Source organism: Polaromonas sp. (genome assembly GCF_029945925.1).
Classification (GTDB): Bacteria; Pseudomonadota; Gammaproteobacteria; order Burkholderiales; family Burkholderiaceae_C; genus Polaromonas.
This window is the reverse complement of sequence record NZ_JAQSDN010000003.1, coordinates 52,888-71,620: the sequence shown is the minus strand read 5'-3', so window position 1 is coordinate 71,620 and position 18,733 is coordinate 52,888. Positions and strand designations below refer to the sequence as shown.

18 protein-coding genes are annotated in these 18,733 nt (G+C 63.2%); 10 read left to right on the top strand and 8 right to left on the bottom strand.

The genetic code is table 11. The features are described 5' to 3' along the window. The first annotated feature begins 45 nt into the window (after positions 1-45). Positions 46-510, top strand: a complete 465-nt coding sequence (locus PSV40_RS01200) for a type II toxin-antitoxin system Phd/YefM family antitoxin (protein ID WP_300533281.1) — start codon at positions 46-48, stop codon at positions 508-510. Next, positions 507-1,094 (top strand): DUF6036 family nucleotidyltransferase, encoded by a 588-nt coding sequence (locus PSV40_RS01195; protein ID WP_300533280.1) that lies wholly within the window; start codon positions 507-509, stop codon positions 1,092-1,094. The genes PSV40_RS01200 and PSV40_RS01195 overlap by 4 nt, the downstream gene beginning before the upstream one ends. An 83-nt stretch (positions 1,095-1,177) precedes the next feature. On the opposite strand, the gene PSV40_RS01190 is transcribed toward PSV40_RS01195, so the two are convergent. Beyond that, positions 1,178-2,047 (bottom strand): hypothetical protein, encoded by an 870-nt coding sequence (locus PSV40_RS01190; protein ID WP_300533278.1) that lies wholly within the window; start codon positions 2,045-2,047, stop codon positions 1,178-1,180. A gap of 35 nt (positions 2,048-2,082) precedes the next feature. Here PSV40_RS01190 and phbB point away from each other — a divergent pair, with 35 nt between their 5' ends. Further along, positions 2,083-2,802 (top strand): acetoacetyl-CoA reductase, encoded by a 720-nt coding sequence (gene phbB / locus PSV40_RS01185; RefSeq protein ID WP_300533276.1) that lies wholly within the window; start codon positions 2,083-2,085, stop codon positions 2,800-2,802. Positions 2,803-2,937: 135 nt separating this feature from the next. On the opposite strand, the gene PSV40_RS01180 is transcribed toward phbB, so the two are convergent. Continuing rightward, a complete protein-coding gene (locus tag PSV40_RS01180) occupies positions 2,938-3,885 on the bottom strand; it encodes a 2-dehydropantoate 2-reductase (RefSeq protein ID WP_300533275.1) in 948 nt (315 codons plus the stop codon). Positions 3,886-4,116: 231 nt separating this feature from the next. Here PSV40_RS01180 and PSV40_RS01175 point away from each other — a divergent pair, with 231 nt between their 5' ends. The 3 genes from PSV40_RS01175 to PSV40_RS01165 are packed head-to-tail and all read left to right on the top strand — an operon-like array spanning position 4,117 to position 5,891. After that, positions 4,117-4,887 (top strand): TSUP family transporter, encoded by a 771-nt coding sequence (locus PSV40_RS01175; RefSeq protein ID WP_300533273.1) that lies wholly within the window; start codon positions 4,117-4,119, stop codon positions 4,885-4,887. Positions 4,888-4,899: 12 nt separating this feature from the next. Further along, positions 4,900-5,397 (top strand): EVE domain-containing protein, encoded by a 498-nt coding sequence (locus PSV40_RS01170; RefSeq protein ID WP_300533271.1) that lies wholly within the window; start codon positions 4,900-4,902, stop codon positions 5,395-5,397. Continuing rightward, positions 5,394-5,891 carry a DUF1499 domain-containing protein gene (locus PSV40_RS01165; protein WP_300533269.1) on the top strand — a complete coding sequence of 166 codons (498 nt, stop codon included), beginning with the start codon at positions 5,394-5,396 and terminating at the stop codon, positions 5,889-5,891. Before PSV40_RS01170 ends, PSV40_RS01165 begins: the two co-directional genes overlap by 4 nt. A gap of 74 nt (positions 5,892-5,965) precedes the next feature. Here the strand turns inward: PSV40_RS01165 and PSV40_RS01160 are convergent, their stop codons facing one another. Next, positions 5,966-7,105, bottom strand: coding sequence for a PHB depolymerase family esterase (locus tag PSV40_RS01160; RefSeq protein WP_300533267.1), 1,140 nt, complete (start codon positions 7,103-7,105; stop codon positions 5,966-5,968). 221 nt (positions 7,106-7,326) lie between these two features. On the opposite strand from PSV40_RS01160, the gene PSV40_RS01155 reads away from it, so the two are divergent. Both PSV40_RS01155 and PSV40_RS01150 read left to right on the top strand, forming a co-directional pair. Further along, positions 7,327-8,298: a rhodanese-related sulfurtransferase gene (locus tag PSV40_RS01155; RefSeq protein ID WP_300533266.1), complete on the top strand. Its 972-nt coding sequence runs from the start codon at positions 7,327-7,329 to the stop codon at positions 8,296-8,298. Continuing rightward, positions 8,298-8,966: a glutathione S-transferase gene (locus PSV40_RS01150; RefSeq protein WP_300533264.1), complete on the top strand. Its 669-nt coding sequence runs from the start codon at positions 8,298-8,300 to the stop codon at positions 8,964-8,966. Before PSV40_RS01155 ends, PSV40_RS01150 begins: the two co-directional genes overlap by 1 nt. 119 nt (positions 8,967-9,085) lie before the next feature. Here the strand turns inward: PSV40_RS01150 and sbcB are convergent, their stop codons facing one another. The 4 genes from sbcB to icd form a co-directional block, all read right to left on the bottom strand. After that, complete coding sequence (sbcB, locus tag PSV40_RS01145; protein WP_300533262.1) at positions 9,086-10,555, bottom strand: exodeoxyribonuclease I; 1,470 nt, start codon at positions 10,553-10,555, stop codon at positions 9,086-9,088. A 197-nt stretch (positions 10,556-10,752) separates the two neighbouring features. Next, complete coding sequence (clpA, locus tag PSV40_RS01140; protein WP_300533261.1) at positions 10,753-13,089, bottom strand: ATP-dependent Clp protease ATP-binding subunit ClpA; 2,337 nt, start codon at positions 13,087-13,089, stop codon at positions 10,753-10,755. An 82-nt stretch (positions 13,090-13,171) separates the two neighbouring features. Beyond that, positions 13,172-13,540: an ATP-dependent Clp protease adapter ClpS gene (gene clpS / locus PSV40_RS01135; RefSeq protein WP_300533259.1), complete on the bottom strand. Its 369-nt coding sequence runs from the start codon at positions 13,538-13,540 to the stop codon at positions 13,172-13,174. A 224-nt stretch (positions 13,541-13,764) separates the two neighbouring features. Then, complete coding sequence (gene icd, locus PSV40_RS01130) at positions 13,765-15,024, bottom strand: NADP-dependent isocitrate dehydrogenase (RefSeq protein WP_300533297.1); 1,260 nt, start codon at positions 15,022-15,024, stop codon at positions 13,765-13,767. A gap of 202 nt (positions 15,025-15,226) precedes the next feature. On the opposite strand from icd, the gene PSV40_RS01125 reads away from it, so the two are divergent. Further along, positions 15,227-15,622 (top strand): cell envelope biogenesis protein TolA, encoded by a 396-nt coding sequence (locus PSV40_RS01125; RefSeq protein ID WP_300533258.1) that lies wholly within the window; start codon positions 15,227-15,229, stop codon positions 15,620-15,622. A gap of 90 nt (positions 15,623-15,712) precedes the next feature. Beyond that, positions 15,713-16,198 carry a DUF192 domain-containing protein gene (locus PSV40_RS01120; RefSeq protein ID WP_300533256.1) on the top strand — a complete coding sequence of 162 codons (486 nt, stop codon included), beginning with the start codon at positions 15,713-15,715 and terminating at the stop codon, positions 16,196-16,198. A gap of 86 nt (positions 16,199-16,284) precedes the next feature. Here PSV40_RS01120 and PSV40_RS01115 read toward each other — a convergent pair whose 3' ends face one another. Next, positions 16,285-18,522 (bottom strand): NADP-dependent isocitrate dehydrogenase, encoded by a 2,238-nt coding sequence (locus PSV40_RS01115; protein ID WP_300533254.1) that lies wholly within the window; start codon positions 18,520-18,522, stop codon positions 16,285-16,287. Between the last annotated feature and the right edge of the window lie 211 nt (positions 18,523-18,733).

Here is an 18,733-nt window from a genome sequence, read left to right as displayed (position 1 = left end):
ATAGACAATAACTTTTAAAATAGACAAAACTCTATGGGGCCACCTATGCAGCAGTTCTCTTCTACCGATGCGAAACAGCGCTTTGGTCAGTTGCTAAAGGCATCAGCCTCAGCGCCTGTAGCCATCGAAAAGCACGGAAAAGTTCAGGCCTACCTTGCTTCACCTGAGTTTTTCGAACGCGCGCAAAAAAAAGATCCGGAAAATTCAGCCCGCAAGCTCGCCAGAGCGAACCAGGCTTTAATTGAAAAAGACCGACTCATCAGGCATCAACGAATCGCGTTTGACCTTGCAACGTCGACACCAGGCAAGCGCGGGCTCCTGATTAAAAATGCGCTTGCCGTGGTCGAACGCTGGCGTGTTGAGCGCCTTTGCAGCATCGACTACATCCAGAAATGGGAGCACATCCTGAAGATGCCGCCTCAAGAGATGGCGACCATGATGGTTTCTGATATTGATGGATGGGGGCCATCGCTACGGCAGAACTCGCCGTGGGTTGGAGTTCACGCATGAACCTGGACGCCCTGTTTGCGATGTTCAAGGAGGCGCGGCGCCTGTCCGGGCACACCGACTTTGTTGTTATTGGCAGCCTTTCCATCCTTGGCCTGGAGCAAAGCTTCGAGATCCCAGACACGATGACACTATCGAATGATGTTGACTGCTTCACTCAGGCTGATCCCGGGCGCATCTTCGACCTCCTGAAATCGCTTGGGGAGAACTCTCCGTATCACGAAAAGTCCGGCTATTTTCTCGATCCCGTTTCGCCCGACCTTCCAACTTTGCCGGAAGGTTGGCACGACCGTCTGATAAAGGTCGAGCGCGATGGACTTCGGGCCTGGTTTTTGGACCCCAACGATGCCGCGCTCTCCAAATACGCGCGCGGCGAGCCTCGTGATCGCCGATGGATAAAAGCGGGGATTCTGGCAGGCGTGGTGTCGATGCCGATTGTGAAATCACGAGTTGGAAGCACGAGTTTTTTTGACGCCGACGAAGAACAGCGAGCTCGTGCCCTGATCGAGGAGGATCGCGCCTGGTTCGAGTTCGTCAAGGACTCACGGTCAGACGCGTCGCCAGGGAACTCGAAGTCACCGCAATAGCGAACAAAGCCATCAAGGAACCGACTGGCGAAGCGGCCCGTTCACTCGACCTCTATGCACCATCTCGATGCCGGATCCGCTGATTACTTCGAGGGCGCAGCTTCCTTGCCAGCTTTTTTACGCGCGGCTTCCACAGCCTTGTCGGCAGCCTCTTTGGTGGCTCGTGCTGCTTCGCGGCTGGCTTCTTCGGCTTTGTGCAGGGCGTCCCGGGCCGCCTGGGCGGCCTTGAGCGCATCTTCCTTGCTGGTGCGGCCCACTTGACGGGCGGCGTCTTCCGCTTTTTGAAGGGCGCCCCTGGTGGCCTCTGCAGCCGTTTTTGCTTTGCTCTCCGCGTTGCGGGCCAATTCCTTGCCCTCGGCACTGGCCTTTTCCACTGCGACGGTGGCCAGCTGTTCCGCCTTTCGGGCAGCGATTTCGGCTTGTTGCGCCGCGCGGCGCGTGGCTTCTGCGGCGCGCTTCGTTGCGTCGCCCAGCGCTGTTTCGGCCTTTTCCAGCGCGGCCTTGGCGCTGGAGGCTGCCTTGCGGCCGGCCTCGGCGGCGTCCTGGGCGGCCTTTCTGGCCGTGGCATTGGCCCGTTCCAGCGCGCTGTCGCTGGCTGCAAAACCTGCTGCACTTGCTGCGGCCAGCGTGATGAGGATCAGGATGCGTTTGAAGTTCATGACGGTCACTCCAGGAAGGGTTGGGGGAAAGCAGCATCGCACCCCGCAGCCACGCTCGTCTTGATGCAGCGCAAGGGTACCGCCGGGTTGCCGAGCTGCACTGCCCTGCTTCGATGGCGCAGAAATCGGCCGCGCCGGCCTCTTGGCTTGATCCATCTCAACGCTGGCCACCCTTGCCTTTCCTACAGTGGCATGGAAGGGTGCGAGCCCTGTGAGAAGCCCATCAACGACGCAGAGAAAACCCATGGCAAGCAACGAACCCACCATGAACACCCTCCCCGCCTTGGTCAACATGGCAGCCCTGAATCACCTCGCCAGGAAGGCTTGACATGCGGGTCGCACTGGTCACCGGCGGCACCGTCGGCATTGGGGCCGCCACGGCGGAAGCCCTGGTCGCTGCGGGCTACCGCGTGGCAGTCAATTACGGAGGCAACAGGCTTGCGGCCGAAGCCTTCACGGCCCGCACCGGCATCGTGGCTTTTGCCTGGAACGTGGCCGACGCTGATGCCTGCATGGCGGGTGTCGCAGAAGTCGAGGCCGCCCTTGGGCCGATCGAGGTTCTCGTCAACAACGCCGGCATCACGCGCGACGCGATGCTGCACAAGATGAGTGCCCAGCAATGGCGCGAGGTGATCGACATCAACCTGGGCGGCTGCTTCAACATGTGCCGCGCGGTGATCGAGGGTATGCGCGAACGCCGTTTTGGCCGGGTGATCAACATGAGTTCGGTCAACGGACTTTCAGGCCAGGCAGGCCAGACCAACTATGCCGCGAGCAAGGCCGGGCTGATCGGGTTCACGAAGTCGCTGGCGCTCGAGGGCGCTTCCCGCAACATCACGGCCAACGTCATTGCACCGGGCTACACCGACACCGCCATGGTCAGCGCGGTGCGGCCCGAGGTGATGGAGCAGATCCTGAAAACCGTGCCGGTCGGCCGCCTGGCCACACCGGCAGAGATCGCCCGCGCCGTCGTTTTCCTCGCCGCCGATGACGCCGGCTTCATCACCGGAATCACGCTGTCGGTTAATGGCGGCAAATACCTGGACTGAGCGCTGCCGTTTTCAATAAGCTGCACTGGCGAGACCGGCAGCGGCATCGGGCCGCACGGGCTGCAGATAGCCGCAACATTGCCTTTGGCCACCCGCTGACGGATCTCGGTGCAGGGCACGGTGGTCGCCATGTCCTTAACAGGCCCGCGCATCCTGGGACTGTTTGCGCTCCATCAACTTCACCAGCGCCCACAACACCCGGTTCGCCGGGGTCGCCACGCCCAGCGCCGCGCCGCGCTTGACGATCAGTCCGTTGAGGTAGTCGATCTCGGTGGGCTTGCCGCGTGCCAGGTCCTGCGCGGTCGATGAAAACTGGCTGGGCATGCTGGCGGCGAGCTTGTCCACCGCCGTAGACACGTCGCCCGCCACCTGCACGCCTTCGGCCCGCGCCACGGCCAGGCATTCGGCCACCACGTCGCGCATCAGGTCGGGCACGCCCTCGCCGGCCACGGTCTGGCCATAAGGCAGCTGGGTGATGGCCGAGACGGCGTTGTAGGCGCAGTTGAGGATCAGCTTGGCCCACAAGGCGCCGCGCACGTTGCTTGACACCTCCGTCGGCACGCCGGCGGCGATCAGGGCCTGCGCCACGGCATCGCTGGCTGGGGACGGCTCGATCACCAGTTCGCCACGGCCGTGGTGTTTGACGTGGCCGGGGCCGGCCATTTCGGTCGCCACGTAAACCACGGCGGCGGCCACGGCATGTTCCGGCAGCACGGTACGCAGCCGGTTAGCGTTGTCCACGCCGTTTTGCAGGCAGAGCACCAGGGCGTCGGGCGCCAGGTGCGGCCGTATCAGCGCGCCGGCGGCTTCGGTGTCGGTGGACTTGACGCAAAACAGCACCAGCCGGGCGCCCTGCACCGCGCCGGGCTCGCTGCTGGCGGCCAGGCGCACGTGCTCGTCGAAGCTCCGGGTTGCCATGTGCAGGCCGTCGCGTGTGATGGCTTCCACGTGTTGCGGCCGGGCGATCAGCACCACGTCGTGGCCGGCGCGCGCCAGCATGCCGCCGTAGTAGCAGCCGACGGCGCCTGCGCCCATGACGGCGACCTTGAAAAGGATCTGGGAAGGGTGGGGGTTGTCTGTCATGGGTAAAACTTTGATGGGGAACTGTGCCCCCTGGCCAAGCCAGGGACAGGGCCCGCTCGGGGTAAGGGATGGCGCATTCTAGAAAGACTTCGGCAAGTGTGCTGGCGCCGTCGTCGCCTGCCCGTTCTTGCCGCCCCTTCGCCCTTCCCGGGAGCTTGCGGCAGGTTATCCTGCCTGCATGTGTATGCAATTTCCAGACTGGCGGGTGAACAACCCGCAGCGTGCGGGTGAATGACCGCGTGGCAGATCGCGCTCTTCCTGCTGTGTGTGGCCCTGGCGACCTGCGCCCAGAACCTCAGCGGTTTCGCGTTCGCGCTGATCCTGCTGGGCCTGGCCGGGCTGCTGGAGCTCGCCCCGCTGGCGGACCTGGCCAACGTGGCCACCGTGCTGGCGCTGGCCAACGCCCTGGTCGCCTTGCGCCGCTCGGGCCGCACGCTCGATGTGCCCGCCTTCCGCGACACCACGCTGGGCAGTGCCGTGGGCATTCTGGCGGGCGTGCTGCTGGTCGGCTGGCTCAGCACCAACGTCACGCTGGTTTTGCGCGTGCTGCTGGGCCTGACGGTGGTGGCCTGCGCCATCGTGGTGCTGTTGCAGGCCGCGGCCCTGCGCGAACGGTCGTCCGCCGCCTCGTTTCGCGCCTGGGGCGTGGTCTCGGGCCTGCTGACCGGCCTTTTCTCGACCGGCGGGCCGCCGCTGGTTTACCACCTGTACCGCCAGCCGATGCAGCTGCGAACGGTGCGCGACACCCTGGTGGCAACGCTGGCGGCCAGTTCGCTGATACGGCTGGCCATGGTGCTGGGCACCGGCCAGTTCAGCGCCAACGCGCTCAAGTTATGCCTGCTTGCCGCGCCGCTGGTGTTCGCGCTAAGCTGGTGGCTGGAGCGGCACCCGCCCGGCTGGTCGCGGCCCACGGTGCTCAAACTGGTCTGTGCGCTGCTGCTGCTGACGGGGGTCGGGCTGCTGGTTCCGGCGCTGCTGCAGATCGCCCGGACCGGCCTTTAGAACCCCCCTTGAATGCCTGAACCCATGAACTACTGGCTGATGAAATCCGAACCCGGGGAATGCTCGGTCGACGACGCTCTGGCGGCCCCGAGAGCCACGGTGCCCTGGGTTGGCGTGCGCAACTACCAGGCGCGCAATTTCATGCGCGACGCCATGCGGGTCGGCGACGGCGTGTTGTTCTACCACTCCAGCTGCGACCAGCCGGGCATCGTCGGCATCGCGCGTGTGGCGTCCACCGCCTACCCCGACCCGACGCAGTTCGACCCGGCTTCGCCGTATCACGACGCCAAGTCCCCACCCGACGCGCCGCGCTGGCTGCTGGTGGACGTGCAGGTGCTCCAGAAGATCCCCACCCTCCCCCTGCCCGCGCTGCGCGCCCGGCCCGAGTTGGCCGAGCTGCTGGTGCTCAAAAAAGGCAACCGCCTTTCCATCACGCCGGTGGAAGCGCGCCACTGGCAGGCCATCACGGGCAGTGGCGCAGGCGTCGAGCCGGACAAGGCGCGGTCATGAAAATAATGGGACTGCTTATGGGCCTGTTGCTGACCGTGGCCGCGCTGCTGCTGGTGGCCGGGCAGCTGGGTTTGTTCGTGGGGAAACCGCCGCAAGACCTGGGCGTGCGCGATGGCCGCCTCCAGCCGCCGTCCTTGACACCGAACAGCGTGTCCAGCCAGGCCGGCAGGTATGCCGACCACCCGCAGCGCAGTGAGGCCGACATCGCGCCCTTGCCCTACACCGGTGACGCCAAGGCCGCCCTGGGCCGCCTGGCCACCTTGCTGGAAACCACCCCCGGCTGCGCGCTGGTGACGCGGGAGCCGGCTTACCTTTACGCGCAGTGCCACACCCGCTGGCTCCAATTCACGGACGATGTGGAGTTCTCCCTCGACGAGGCAGGCGGCGTGATTCATGTGCGCTCCGCCAGCCGGCTGGGGAGCAAGGACTTTGGCGTGAACCGCGCGCGCGTGGAGGCCCTGCGCGCACGTTTTGATCAAGCCCGGCGCACCTAGAACGCTACCAAAATAATAGCTGGTTGCGCCCGCCCCTATTGGGCTGGAGGCACTTTTTGCATGTCATCATGGACTCAACCCTCTGCCGGCCGGCGGTGGTGTGCAAAAAAGGTCCACATCATCAGCGTGGCGTCGGGGCCTTCCGGCGCGCTGAAATCCACACTGCCATCACCACCGCTCCAGGCGTGGCCCAGGTGCTCGATCTCGCAGCTCACCAGCTGCGGTTTCCTGCCGGCGTAATACGTGGTGCTTTCGTAGGCGTGGCGTGGATGGCGCCCGGTGGCACGCGCCAGGTAGCGGCGCAGCACCGGTTCGGGGCGGGTGATGGCCGCGGCGTTAAAAATCGTGAACTGCTCGGTCAACTGCGCCATGTTGATGCGCCGCACCACGGCATCGCGCGCGCCGTGGATGAGAATCGCCGGCATGCCCGGAAAGGCAGGCAAGGCCGCGGTGAAGGAGCGCGCCGCCTCGCTGTGGGCTGCACCGGCGCCGTGCTGCATGGCCCGGTAGGCGCTCATGGGCGAGTCGGTCGTGCCGAACACGGGTGCCGAGTGCAGGCCCACGGCGGCCACCAGGCCAGGGTAACGCAACGCCAGGATGTTGGCCAGCCCGGCCCCGGCCGACAAGCCCGCCACGTAGGTGCGCGCCGGGTCCAGCGCGTGTTTGGCCTGCACATGGGCCATCATTTCTGCAATCAGCCTGACGTCGCCCTGCCCCTCCTGGGTGGCACGTTGGTACCAGTGCCAGCAACGGTGTGCGTCGGCCGTGGCCGACTGGTGCGGGTAGAGCACGGCAAAACCCTTGCGTTCGGCCAGCTGGTTCATGCGCGTGGCAATGGCAAAGTCGGTGGCGGTTTGCTGGCAACCATGCAGCATGACCACCAGCGGCCGCGGCGCCGCGCTGGCTGCAGCCGGCAGATAAAGCCAGTACAACATGCGCCGCGCGGGCGCAAGCTGGCCGGCGGCCGGCACGGAAAAATACGCCTTTTGCCAGGTTCCGGGCAGGCCGGACACGGCGCGCGCCGGCGGTGCGGCGGGTTTGCGCAGGGCTTTCACCGCCTTGGGCCTGGGCAGCTTGACGGGTTTGGCACGGCGCACCGGACTGGCGGCAACCGCGGGCACCAGGCTCTGGAACAGCCGGCGGCCCTGCACCTGCTGCACCCTGCCCATGCGGCGCATGCTCTTGAGCCAGAGGCTGCTCAGGCTTTTGGCCATGGGGCTCCGCATAAGCTTGAATTAGTTAGCATGCATTCATTTTGCTGCATTGCAGCATAGGCGTCCACGCCATCGGCTGGCGTTTCTGTGGTCCTTCACGCCGCGTGTCTGTCAGGACGCTGATGTGGCGCAAGTGGCCCCGCCCCGGCCCTTGGTACGATGGGAAGCCCGCGTTGCCTGCGGCCTTGTTTTTGCACGCTTTTTTCTCACCTTTGCCTGCCATGCCTGATTTTCTGACCGCTGCCCTCTATAAATTTGTCGATCTTCCCGACTACGCTGACCTGCAAGCACCCCTGCAGGCCTTTTGCGAGGCCCAGGACGTGCGCGGCACGCTGCTGCTGGCCCGGGAAGGCATCAACGGCACGATTGCCGGGCCCGAGGCCGGCGTGCGCGCCGTGCTCGCGTATTTGCGCCGTGATCCGCGCCTGGCCGACCTGCCGCACAAGGAATCCTGGGCGCAGAAGCTGCCGTTTTACCGCATGAAGGTGCGCCTCAAACGCGAAATCGTCACCCTCGGTGTGCCCGGCATCAACCCGAACGAGATGGCCGGCGAATACGTCAAGCCGCAGGACTGGAACGCCCTGATCGCCGATCCCGACGTGGTGGTGGTCGACACCCGCAACGACTACGAGTTCGGCATAGGCACGTTCGAGCGCGCGCTCAATCCGAAAACCCGGAGCTTTTCGGAACTGCCCGCCTGGGTGGCAGCGCAGTCCGCGCCGGGCGGGCTGCTGGCCGCCAAAGACGGCAAGAAACCCAGGGTGGCGATGTTTTGCACCGGCGGCATACGCTGCGAAAAATCCACCGCCTTCATGCGCACCCAGGGTTTTGACGAGGTCTACCACCTCGAAGGCGGCATTCTCAAATACCTGGAAACCGTGCCCGAAACCGAGAGCCTGTGGCAAGGCGAATGTTTTGTGTTCGACGAACGTGTCTCGGTGGTGCACGGCCTGGCCACCGGCCACTACGGCCTGTGCCGCGCCTGCCGCGACCCGATCAGCGAAGCCGACAAGGCCTCGCCGTTGTACGTGCCCGGCGTCAGCTGCCCGGCCTGCCATGACAAGAAAACCGACGAGCAAAAGCGCGGCTTCATCGAACGCCAGCGCCAGGTCGACTACGCCAACCGCCGGCGCCAGCCGCACATAGGCGCAAAACTGCCGTCGTCAGTTGCCGGGGACAGCGAAGGCGCCTGATGGGCGCCCTGCCCGCTCTGCCAGTCCTTTACTCGTTTCGCCGCTGCCCGTATGCGATGCGTGCGCGGCTGGCCCTCAGCGTCAGCGGCCAGGCGCATGAGCTGCGCGAAGTTGTATTGAGGAACAAACCCGCCGACCTGCTGGCCGCTTCACCCAAGGGCACGGTGCCGGTACTGGTGCTGCCCGGCGGCGAGGTGTTGGGCGAAAGCCTGGACATCATGTGCTGGGCGCTGGCCCGCCACGACCCGGCGCAGTGGCTGTCGCCGCCGGGTGCTTCATGCGACGAGATGGCGGCCTTGATCGCTGCCAACGACGGCGACTTCAAGCGCCACCTGGACCGCTACAAATACCCGAACCGTTATGCCGATGAGTCAGGCGGTGATGCGACTGGTTTTGCGCTCACGCACCGCACAGAGGCGGCGCTGTGGCTGGCGCAACTCGACGCGCGCCTGGATGACGGCTGGCTGTTCGGCGCCCAGGCCAGCCTGGCCGACATGGCCATTCTTCCCTTTGTGCGCCAGTTCGCGCATACCGACCCCGTCTGGTTTGCCGCGCAACCGTGGCCGCACCTGCAGGGCTGGCTGGCGGCGTTCGAGGCCAGCGCGCTGTATGCGGGTGTGATGGGCAAACATGCTGCGTGGCAGTCCGCCCCCGAAGGAAAGGCTTGATGCACGGGGGCCGGGGCTTTTCCCAAATGTTAGGGATCAAATCGGCCTCTAGCCCTTTAGCGACAAGCGCAGGCAGCTATCAATAAAGAAGCAAAACCACCTTTTCTGAACGCGCCAAATCACACCTCCGGCGCCACCCTCTCCGCATACTCGTACAGCGCGCCCAGCACCTCTTGCCCGCGCTCGTCCGCCGCTTCCGACAGCACATCAAGCTGGGCCAGAAACGCATCCACATTGCGCGCCCCACCCTCACCTTCGAGCAGCCGCGCGGCGCGGTGCGCCTCCCAGCGCTCGGTGTCTTCAGGTGACAGCGTCGCCTCGAAATTGCGCGCACGATAGCGAAACACCAGCTCTTCGAGCCGGTCGTCGTCGAAACCGGTGCGGCTGTGTGCGAGTTCGGCCGGCGGCAAGGCGCGCAGCTGGTTCAGGCGGCGTCGGTCGTCGTTGTTGATGAAGCCGCCGTAGAGGTCTTCGTCCACGTCGGGCATGCCCTCTTTGGGCCGCGCAAAAACCTCCGGCCAGATCGCGCTCATGTCGGGCAGGCCAGCGGCTTTTTCGGCGTTGCGCAGCGCGGCCTCGACGTCCACCCCCCACTTGGCGGCCATCTCCGGGCTCAGGGTGGCCAGCTTGCGCACGACCATGGGCGACTTGTTCAGGTGCACCGACTTGATCGGCAGCCGCGTCACGCCTTCTGGCAGATCAGCGCTTTTGCTGAACAGGCGCTGGCGCAGGGTTGCCACGTCGAGCAGCGGCAGCTCGCCGGGGTCTTGCGCCAGGTCCCAGGCCAGCAGCTCGTTTTTGTTCGAGGGGTGCATGGCCAGCGGCCACATGACGGCCAGGCAGCCGCGCTCTGGGGGGAACATGCCCGACACATGCAGAAACGGCTGCGCCGTCTGCGGGCTGGTGGGCAGGCCGAGTTCGGCGGCCACGCGGTCTTTCTTGTGCAGCCCCAGGCAGAAGTCGAACAACTTGGGTTGGGCCGTGCGGATCAGGCGGGCCAGCGCAATCGTGGCGCGCACGTCGGACAAGGCGTCGTGCGCCGTTTCGTGCAGCAGGCCGTTGGCGCGCGCCAGGTCTTCGAGCTTGAAACTCGGGCGCAACGCGCCGGCCTCGCCGGGGCGGCGTTCATCGGGTTTCATGGGCCACTCAATGCCTTCGGGCCGCAAGGCGTAGGCCATGCGCACCACGTCAAGCAGGTCCCAGCGGCCGCAGCCGTTTTGCCACTCGCGCGCGTAGGGGTCGATCAGGTTGCGCCAGAACAGGTGGCGCGTGACCTCGTCGTCGAAACGGATGGTGTTGTAGCCCACGCCTATGGTGCCGGGCTCAGCCAGCACGGCTTCGATGCGCTCGGCAAACACATGTTCAGGCAGGCCGCGCTCCAGGCACAGCTGCGGCGTGATGCCGGTAAGCAGGCAGGAGGACGGGTCGGGCAGGTAGTCGCGCGCCGGCTGGCAGTACAACATCAGCGGCTCACCGATCTCGTTGAGCTCGGCGTCGGTGCGGATGCCGGCAAACTGCGCCGGCCGGTCGCGGCGCGTGTTCAGGCCGAAGGTTTCGTAGTCGTGCCAGAGGAAGGTGTGCGTCGCCATCGGTGGGGGCCTGTCAGCCAGGGTTATGCATCAAATATGCCTCCAGCCCTTATCAGACGGGCGCAAGCAGCTATGGTTTCAGGAGCAAATCAAGCGACCCAAGAAAAAGGCCGGCAGCGTGATGCTACCGGCCTTTTGGGTTCTTTCAGGCTCTTTCGGACCGTCACGCCATTTTTCGGGGACCCCGGGGCGCCGCGTCAGTCGGCGGTTGCCTCTTCAGGCTCGGGCTTGGATTTGCCTTCCTTCTTGGGCAGCGGCTGGATGTCGAGCACGACCTCGCCGTTTTCCACGCCTTTTTCGTCGGTGGTCACCTTCATGTCCACCGTCAGGCGCCCGCCATCGACCAGACGGCCGAACAGCAGTTCGTCGGCCAGGGCACGACGGATCGTGTCCTGGATCAGGCGCTGCATTGGACGTGCGCCCATCAGCGGATCGAAGCCCTTCTTGGCCAGGTACTTGCGCAGCGTGTCGGTGAAGGTGACATCGACCTTCTTCTCGGCGAGCTGCGTTTCGAGCTGGAGCAGGAACTTGTCGACCACGCGCAGGATGACGGTTTCGTCCAGCGCCTTGAAGCTCACCACCGCGTCGAGGCGGTTGCGGAACTCGGGCGTGAACAGGCGCTTGATGTCGGCCATCTCGTCGCCCGCCTCGCGCGGGTTCGTGAAGCCGATGGTCGCCTTGTTCATGGTCTCGGCGCCGGCATTGGTCGTCATGACGATGATCACGTTGCGGAAATCGGCCTTGCGCCCGTTGTTGTCCGTCAAGGTGCCGTGGTCCATGACCTGCAGCAGAACGTTGAAGATGTCCGGGTGCGCTTTTTCAATCTCGTCGAGCAGCAGCACGCAATGCGGCTTCTTGGTCACGGCTTCGGTCAGCAGGCCACCCTGGTCAAAACCGACGTAGCCCGGAGGCGCACCGATCAGCCGGCTCACCGCATGGCGCTCCATGTACTCAGACATGTCGAAGCGGATCAGCTCGATGCCCATGATATAGGCCAGCTGTTTGGCCGCTTCCGTCTTGCCAACGCCCGTGGGGCCGGAGAACAGGAAGGAGCCGATCGGCTTGTCGTCCTTGCCCAGGCCCGAACGCGCCATCTTCACGGCAGACGCGAGCACGTCCAGCGCCTTGTCCTGGCCGAACACCACGCTTTTCAAGTCGCGTTCCAGCGTCTTGAGCTTGCCGCGGTCGTCGTTGGAGACGTTGGCGGGCGGAATGCGCGCGATCTTGGCCACAATCTCCTCGACCTCGGCCTTGGTGATGATTTTCTTGCGCTTGGACGGCGGCAGGATGCGCTGGGCGGCGCCGGCCTCGTCGATCACGTCGATCGCCTTGTCGGGCAGATGACGGTCGTTGATGTACTTGGCGCTGAGCTCGGCCGCGGCCTGCAGGGCCGCCACCGCGTACTTGACGCTGTGGTGCTCTTCAAAACGAGACTTCAGGCCCTTGAGAATGTCCACCGTCTCCTGCACCGTCGGTTCGACCACGTCAACCTTCTGGAAGCGGCGCGACAGGGCCGCATCTTTTTCGAAGATGCCGCGGTACTCGGTGAAGGTGGTGGCGCCAATACATTTCAGCTGGCCCGAGCTGAGCGCGGGTTTGAGCAGGTTGGACGCGTCCAGCGTGCCGCCCGAGGCCGCACCGGCACCGATCAGGGTATGGATCTCGTCGATGAACAAAATGCCGTTGGGCTTGTCTTTCAGCGCTTTCAGCACGCCTTTGAGGCGCTGCTCGAAGTCGCCGCGGTACTTGGTGCCGGCCAGCAAGGCGCCCATGTCCAGCGAGTAGACCTGCGCTTCGCCCAGGATCTCGGGCACGTCTTTCTGCGTGATGCGCCAGGCCAGGCCCTCGGCGATGGCGGTCTTGCCCACGCCGGCCTCACCGACCAGCAGCGGGTTGTTCTTGCGGCGGCGGCACAGGATCTGGATCACACGCTCGACCTCGTAGTGGCGACCGATCAGCGGATCAATCTTGCCTTCCTTGGCGAGCTGGTTCAGGTTCTGGGTGTACTGCTCCAGCGGCGAGGCTTTTTCATTCTTCTCGCCGCCCTCTTCGTTCTCGGCAGCGCTCTCGCCGGCCTTGGTGGGCTCGGGCGGGTCACTCTTCTTGATGCCGTGCGCGATGAAGTTCACCACGTCCAGGCGCGTGACGCCCTGTTGGTGCAGGTAATACACGGCATGCGAGTCTTTTTCGCCGAAGATGGCGACCAGCACGTTGGCGCCGGTGACTTCCTTCTTGCCGTTGCCGGTGGACTGCACGTGCATGATGGCGCGCTGGATCACGCGCTGGAAACCCAGCGTGGGCTGCGTGTCCACGTCGTCGCTGCCGGCGACCTGCGGCGTGTTGTCCTTGATGAAGTTGGCCAGCGACTTGCGCAGGTCATCGATATTGGCGGAGCAGGCGCGCAGCACCTCGGCGGCGCTGGGGTTGTCGAGCAAGGCCAGCAGCAGGTGCTCCACGGTGATGAACTCGTGGCGCTGCTGGCGGGCTTCGACAAAGGCCATGTGCAAGCTGACTTCTAGTTCCTGGGCAATCATTGCTTTTCCTTTCGGCTTGCTGCTGGGATATCTGATGGGATCATTGTGTAACTCTTCAAGCCGATATGGGCTGTTTTTTCAATTATTCAATGGGCTCGCACACACACTGCAGCGGATGGCCGTTCTTTCGCGCCGCTTCCGTGACCTGGTCAACCTTGGTCGACGCGACATCCTTGGAAAACACGCCACACACGCCTTTGCCGTCGAGGTGGATCTTCAGCATGATCTGCGTGGCCGTTTCCCTGTCCTTGTTGAAAAATTCCTGGATCACCACGACGACAAACTCCATCGGGGTGTAATCGTCGTTGAGCAGCACGACCTGGTACATCTGCGGCGGCTCGGTCTTTAGCGGGCGGCGCTCAAGCACGACCGAATCCCCGCCGTTGGCCTCCTCGGGCTTGAAGGCCGGTGCCTTGGGTGGTGCGGGGGTTTTGGGAGGTTTGCTGGCCATGGAATTCATTCTAGCGACCGGAATTGTCCAGTGCGCCTGACAGGGAAATTGGTGGCGGGAACGCGACAATCAAGCGCGGGCAATGGACTTCCGGCCTGCCGGTTCAAAAGCCCATGAAAAAAGCCGCCTGACCTGCGCCGCGGCGGCTTTGCAGCATATTCTGCCTGGGTTCCCGTCCGCGCAGCCCCTGGCTGGCACGGCGGATTGCCCGGCAACCTGCTTTCTTACATGTGGTCGATCATGACCTGGCCGAAACCGGAGCAACTGACCTGGGTCGCGCCGTCCATCAGGCGGGCGAAGTCGTAGGTGACTTTCTTGGACTCGATCGACTTTTCCATCGAACTGATGATCAGGTCCGCGGCTTCCGTCCAGCCCATGTGACGCAGCATCATTTCGGCCGACAGGATTTCGGAACCGGGGTTCACGTAGTCCTTGCCGGCGTATTTCGGCGCCGTGCCATGGGTGGCCTCGAACATCGCGATGGTGTCGCTGAGGTTGGCACCGGGTGCAATGCCGATGCCACCGACCTGCGCGGCGAGCGCATCGGAGACATAGTCGCCGTTCAGGTTCAGCGTGGCGATCACCGAGTATTCGGCCGGTCGCAGCAGGATCTGCTGCAGGAAGGCGTCGGCAATCGAATCCTTGACGGTGATTTCCTTGCCGGTTTTCGGATTCTTGAACTTCATCCACGGGCCGCCGTCGATCAGCTCGGCACCGAACTCCTTTGCAGCCAAAGCGTAGGCCCAGTCACGAAAGCCCCCTTCGGTGAACTTCATGATGTTGCCCTTGTGGACAATCGTCAGGCTGGGCTTGTCGTTGTCGATGGTGTACTGCAGGGCCTTGCGCACCAGGCGCTCGGTGCCTTCCCTGGACACGGGCTTGATGCCGATGCCCGAGGTGTTGGGGAAGCGTATTTTCTTGACGCCCATCTCGTCCTGCAGGAACTTGATGAGTTTTTTGGCCTTGTCGGACTCGGCCTCGAACTCGATGCCGGCGTAGATGTCTTCCGAGTTCTCGCGGAAGATCACCATGTTGGTCTTGTGCGGCTCTTTCACCGGCGAGGGCACGCCCTTGAAGTACTGGATGGGGCGCAGGCAGACATACAGATCCAGCTCCTGGCGCAGCGCGACGTTGAGCGAGCGGATGCCGCCACCGACCGGCGTGGTCAGCGGGCCCTTGATGGAGACCACATAGTCCTTGACCGCAGCCAGGGTTTCTTCCGGCAGCCAGACGTCGGGGCCGTAGACCTTGGTCGACTTTTCACCGGCATAAACTTCCATCCAGTGGATTTTTTTCTTGCCGCCGTAGGCCTTGGCCACGGCCGCGTCAACCACCTTGAGCATGACCGGCGTGATGTCCGCACCCGTGCCGTCACCTTCAATGAACGGAATGATCGGCTCGTCCGGGACATTCAATGAATTGTCGGCATTGACGGTGATTTTCTGACCCTGGGCGGGCACCTTGATGTGCTGGTACATGTGAATAAGTCTCCGGTGCGCGCTTGACATCACAGTGAATGACTGCCCGGCGCTGTTTAGGTGGTAACCCGCAAATTCTAGCCCCAAAAATTTCCCACACCACATTTAATGGCCTGCGTGTCAACCGTTTGCAAACAGGGCTCGTTACAGTCATGTCCACGAGTTTTTCGGGGGACCTGGTTCAAAAACTTATTTAGGAAAACTCCAAATGAACAAGATTCTTGCTGCCCTGATCGCTGGCCTTTTCGCCGTTGGTGTGTTTGCCCAGACTCCTGCCCAGCCAGCACAGCCAGCACAGCCGGCCAAGCCAGCGATGCCTGCTATGCCAGCTACGCCTGCCACTCCGGCAACGCCTGCTACCCCTGCTATGCCAGCTGCCAAAGTGGAAACCAAAGCCGATAAAGCTGCTGCTGCCAAGGCCGCCAAGGCAGAAAAAGCCGCCGCTGCCAAAGTCGCCAAAGCTGAAAAAGCAGCTGCCGTCAAGAAAGCAAAAGCTGATAAAGCAGCTGCTGCCAAGGCCGCCAAGGCAGAAAAAGCCGCCGCTGCCAAGAAAGCCAAGGAAGACAAAGCTGCTGCTGCCAAAGCCGCCGCTGCCAAGAAGTAATTCTTCGCGCGCACCTGAAATGCCCGCTTTGCGGGCATTTTTCATGGCTGTCGTTTATGCTGGCAGCCTGACCTCTTTCCGGTGAACCTTATGCCCTTCCTGCCCGATGTCCCGAAGCCGTCCCTGCGCGGACTGAAGCTCGCACTTTCCTGCCTGGTGTTGACCACCGGATGCGCGCTGGCGCAGGGAACGCCGCAAACAAACCTGCCGCGGGTCAAACTGTCGGCGGGAATGCACCAGATCGACGCGCAACTTGCGTTGACCCCCGAGCAGCGGCAAATCGGGCTGATGTTTCGCCAGGAGATGCCGTCAACCGAAGGCATGCTGTTTGTGTTCGAACAGCCTGCCCAGCAGTGTTTCTGGATGAAAAACACCCTGCTGCCGCTGACCGCGGCGTTTGTCGCTGACGACGGCACCATCGTGAACCTCGCTGACATGAAACCACAGACGACAGACTCGCACTGCTCGGAAAAACCGGTGCGTTACGTGCTGGAGATGAACGTCGGCTGGTTTGCCAAAAAAGGCGTCAAGGCCGGCAGCAAGCTGGCGGGACCGGTGTTCGCGCCACCCCGCTGAACGGAACGCGCCGCGTTGGCGGCACCATGAAAAAAAGCCGACGCGAAGTCGGCTTTTTTGTGCGCCGGTCAAGGCGTCAAGTTGGTTTACGCCTTGAAAGACGCCAGGGTCGCGTTCAGGGTCTTGCTCGGCCGCATCACGGCATCGAGCTTGTCGAAGTCAGGCTTGTAGTAACCGCCGATGTCCACCGCTTTGCCCTGCACGGACTGCAGTTCGGCGACGATGGCCTGCTCGTTGGTCGTCAGTTCCTTGGCCAGCGGAGCAAAGCGGGTAGCCAAGGCCGCGTCTTCGGTCTGTGCGGCCAGTTCCTGCGCCCAGTACATGGCCAGGTAGAACTGGCTGCCGCGGTTGTCCAGCTGACCGGTCTTCGGCGACGGATTTTTGTTGTTGTCGAGAAGCTTGCCAGTGGCGGCATCCAGCGTTTTGGCCAGGATCTTCGCCTGGGCGTTGCCAGTCTTGATACCGAGGTCTTCCAGCGACACCGCCAGGGCCAGGAATTCGCCCAGGGAGTCCCAGCGCAGGTGGTTTTCCTCAACCAGTTGCTGAACATGCTTGGGTGCGGAGCCGCCGGCGCCGGTTTCATACATGCCGCCGCCGGCCATCAGGGGCACGATGGACAACATCTTGGCGCTGGTGCCCAGCTCCATGATGGGGAACAGGTCGGTCAGATAGTCGCGCAGGATGTTTCCGGTGGCGCTGATGGTGTCCAGGCCACGCACAACGCGCTCCAGCGTGTAGCGCATGGCTCGCACCTGGCTCATGATCTGAATGTCCAGACCCGCCGTGTCGTGCTCGTGCAGGTACATCTTGACCTTGGTGATCATCTGCGCTTCGTGCGGGCGGTAGGAATCGAGCCAGAACACCACCGGCATGCCGGAGTTGCGCGCGCGGGTCACAGCCAGCTTCACCCAGTCACGGATCGCGGCGTCCTTGACCTGGCACATGCGCCAGATGTCGCCAGCTTCCACATTCTGGCTCAACAGCACCTCGCCGGTGGACAGGTCGGTGATGTTCGCCACGCCGTCTTCGGCGATCTCGAAGGTTTTGTCGTGCGAGCCGTATTCCTCGGCCTGCTGGGCCATCAGTCCCACGTTGGGCACCGTGCCCATGGTCTTGGGATCGAAGGCACCGTGCCACTTGCAGAAATTGATGATCTCCTGGTAGATGCGGGCGAAGGTCGATTCGGGCATCACGGCCTTGACGTCCTTCAGTCGACCGTCGGCGCCCCACATCTTGCCGCCGTTGCGGATGGCCGCTGGCATGGAAGCGTCCACGATGATGTCGTTCGGCGAATGGAAGTTGGTGATGCCCTTGGCCGAATCGACCATGGCCAGCTCGGGGCGGCCTTCGTGGCAGGCGTGCAGGTCGCGCTTGATCTCGTCCTGCTTGCTCTGCGGCAGCGTGCCGATCTTGTTGTACAGGTCGACCATGCCGTTGTTGACGTTAACACCCAGCTCCTCAAACAGTTTGGCGTGTTTTTCGAACGCTTCCTTGTAGAAGATCTTCACGCAGTGGCCGAACACGATGGGGTGCGACACCTTCATCATGGTCGCCTTCACGTGCAGGGAGAACATCACGCCGGTCTTGTGCGCGTCCTCGATCTCCTTCTCGTAGAAGGCCACCAGCGCCTTCTTGCTCATGAACATCGAGTCGATGATTTCGCGGTCCAGCAGCGCGACCTTGGGCTTGAGTACGATGGTCTTGCCGCTCTTGGCGATCAGCTCCATCTTGACTTCGCGCGCGCGGTCCAGTGTGATGGACTTTTCGCCGTGGTAGAAGTCGCCGGCGTGCATGTGCGAGACGTGCGAGCGTGAGGCCTGGCTCCAGTCGGCCATGCTGTGCGGGTTCTTGCGCGCGTATTCCTTGACGGCCTTGGGCGCGCGGCGGTCCGAATTGCCTTCGCGCAGCACCGGGTTCACGGCGCTGCCGGTGCACTTGTTGTAGCGCGCACGGATGTCCTTGTCCTCGTCGGTCTTGGGGGCTTCCGGGTAGTCCGGGATCTTGTAGCCCTTGCCCTGCAGCTCCTTGATCGCGTCCTTGAGCTGAGCCACCGACGCGCTGATGTTGGGCAGCTTGATGATGTTGGCTTCGGGTCTGAACGTGAGCCTGCCCAGCTCTGACAGGTTGTCCGCAACCCGTTGTTCCTCGGTCAGGCATTCCGGAAATTGCCCCAGAATCCGGCCAGCCACCGAGATGTCGCTGGTGGTGACCTTGATCCCGACCGGCGCGGTAAAAGTGCGAACGATAGGCAGGAAGGCACTGGTCGCGAGTAAGGGGGCCTCGTCGGTCAGGGTGTAGATGATGGTGGGTTGCTCGGTGCTCATCGTTTATCTCCAGAAATTGTTATGGGAACGCCACCGGCTGCGTCACAGACCGGAGGTCAAGATCGGATGTTGTCTGACTTTCCTTAGAGGAATCTGACCCAAGCTGCATTTTATGCAACGCAATATCACAATGCGAAATTGCAGGCATTTAAATCAATTTTTTTCCGCACTCCCGAAAAAAAATGCCGTCAGGTGAAAGGACCGTCCGCGG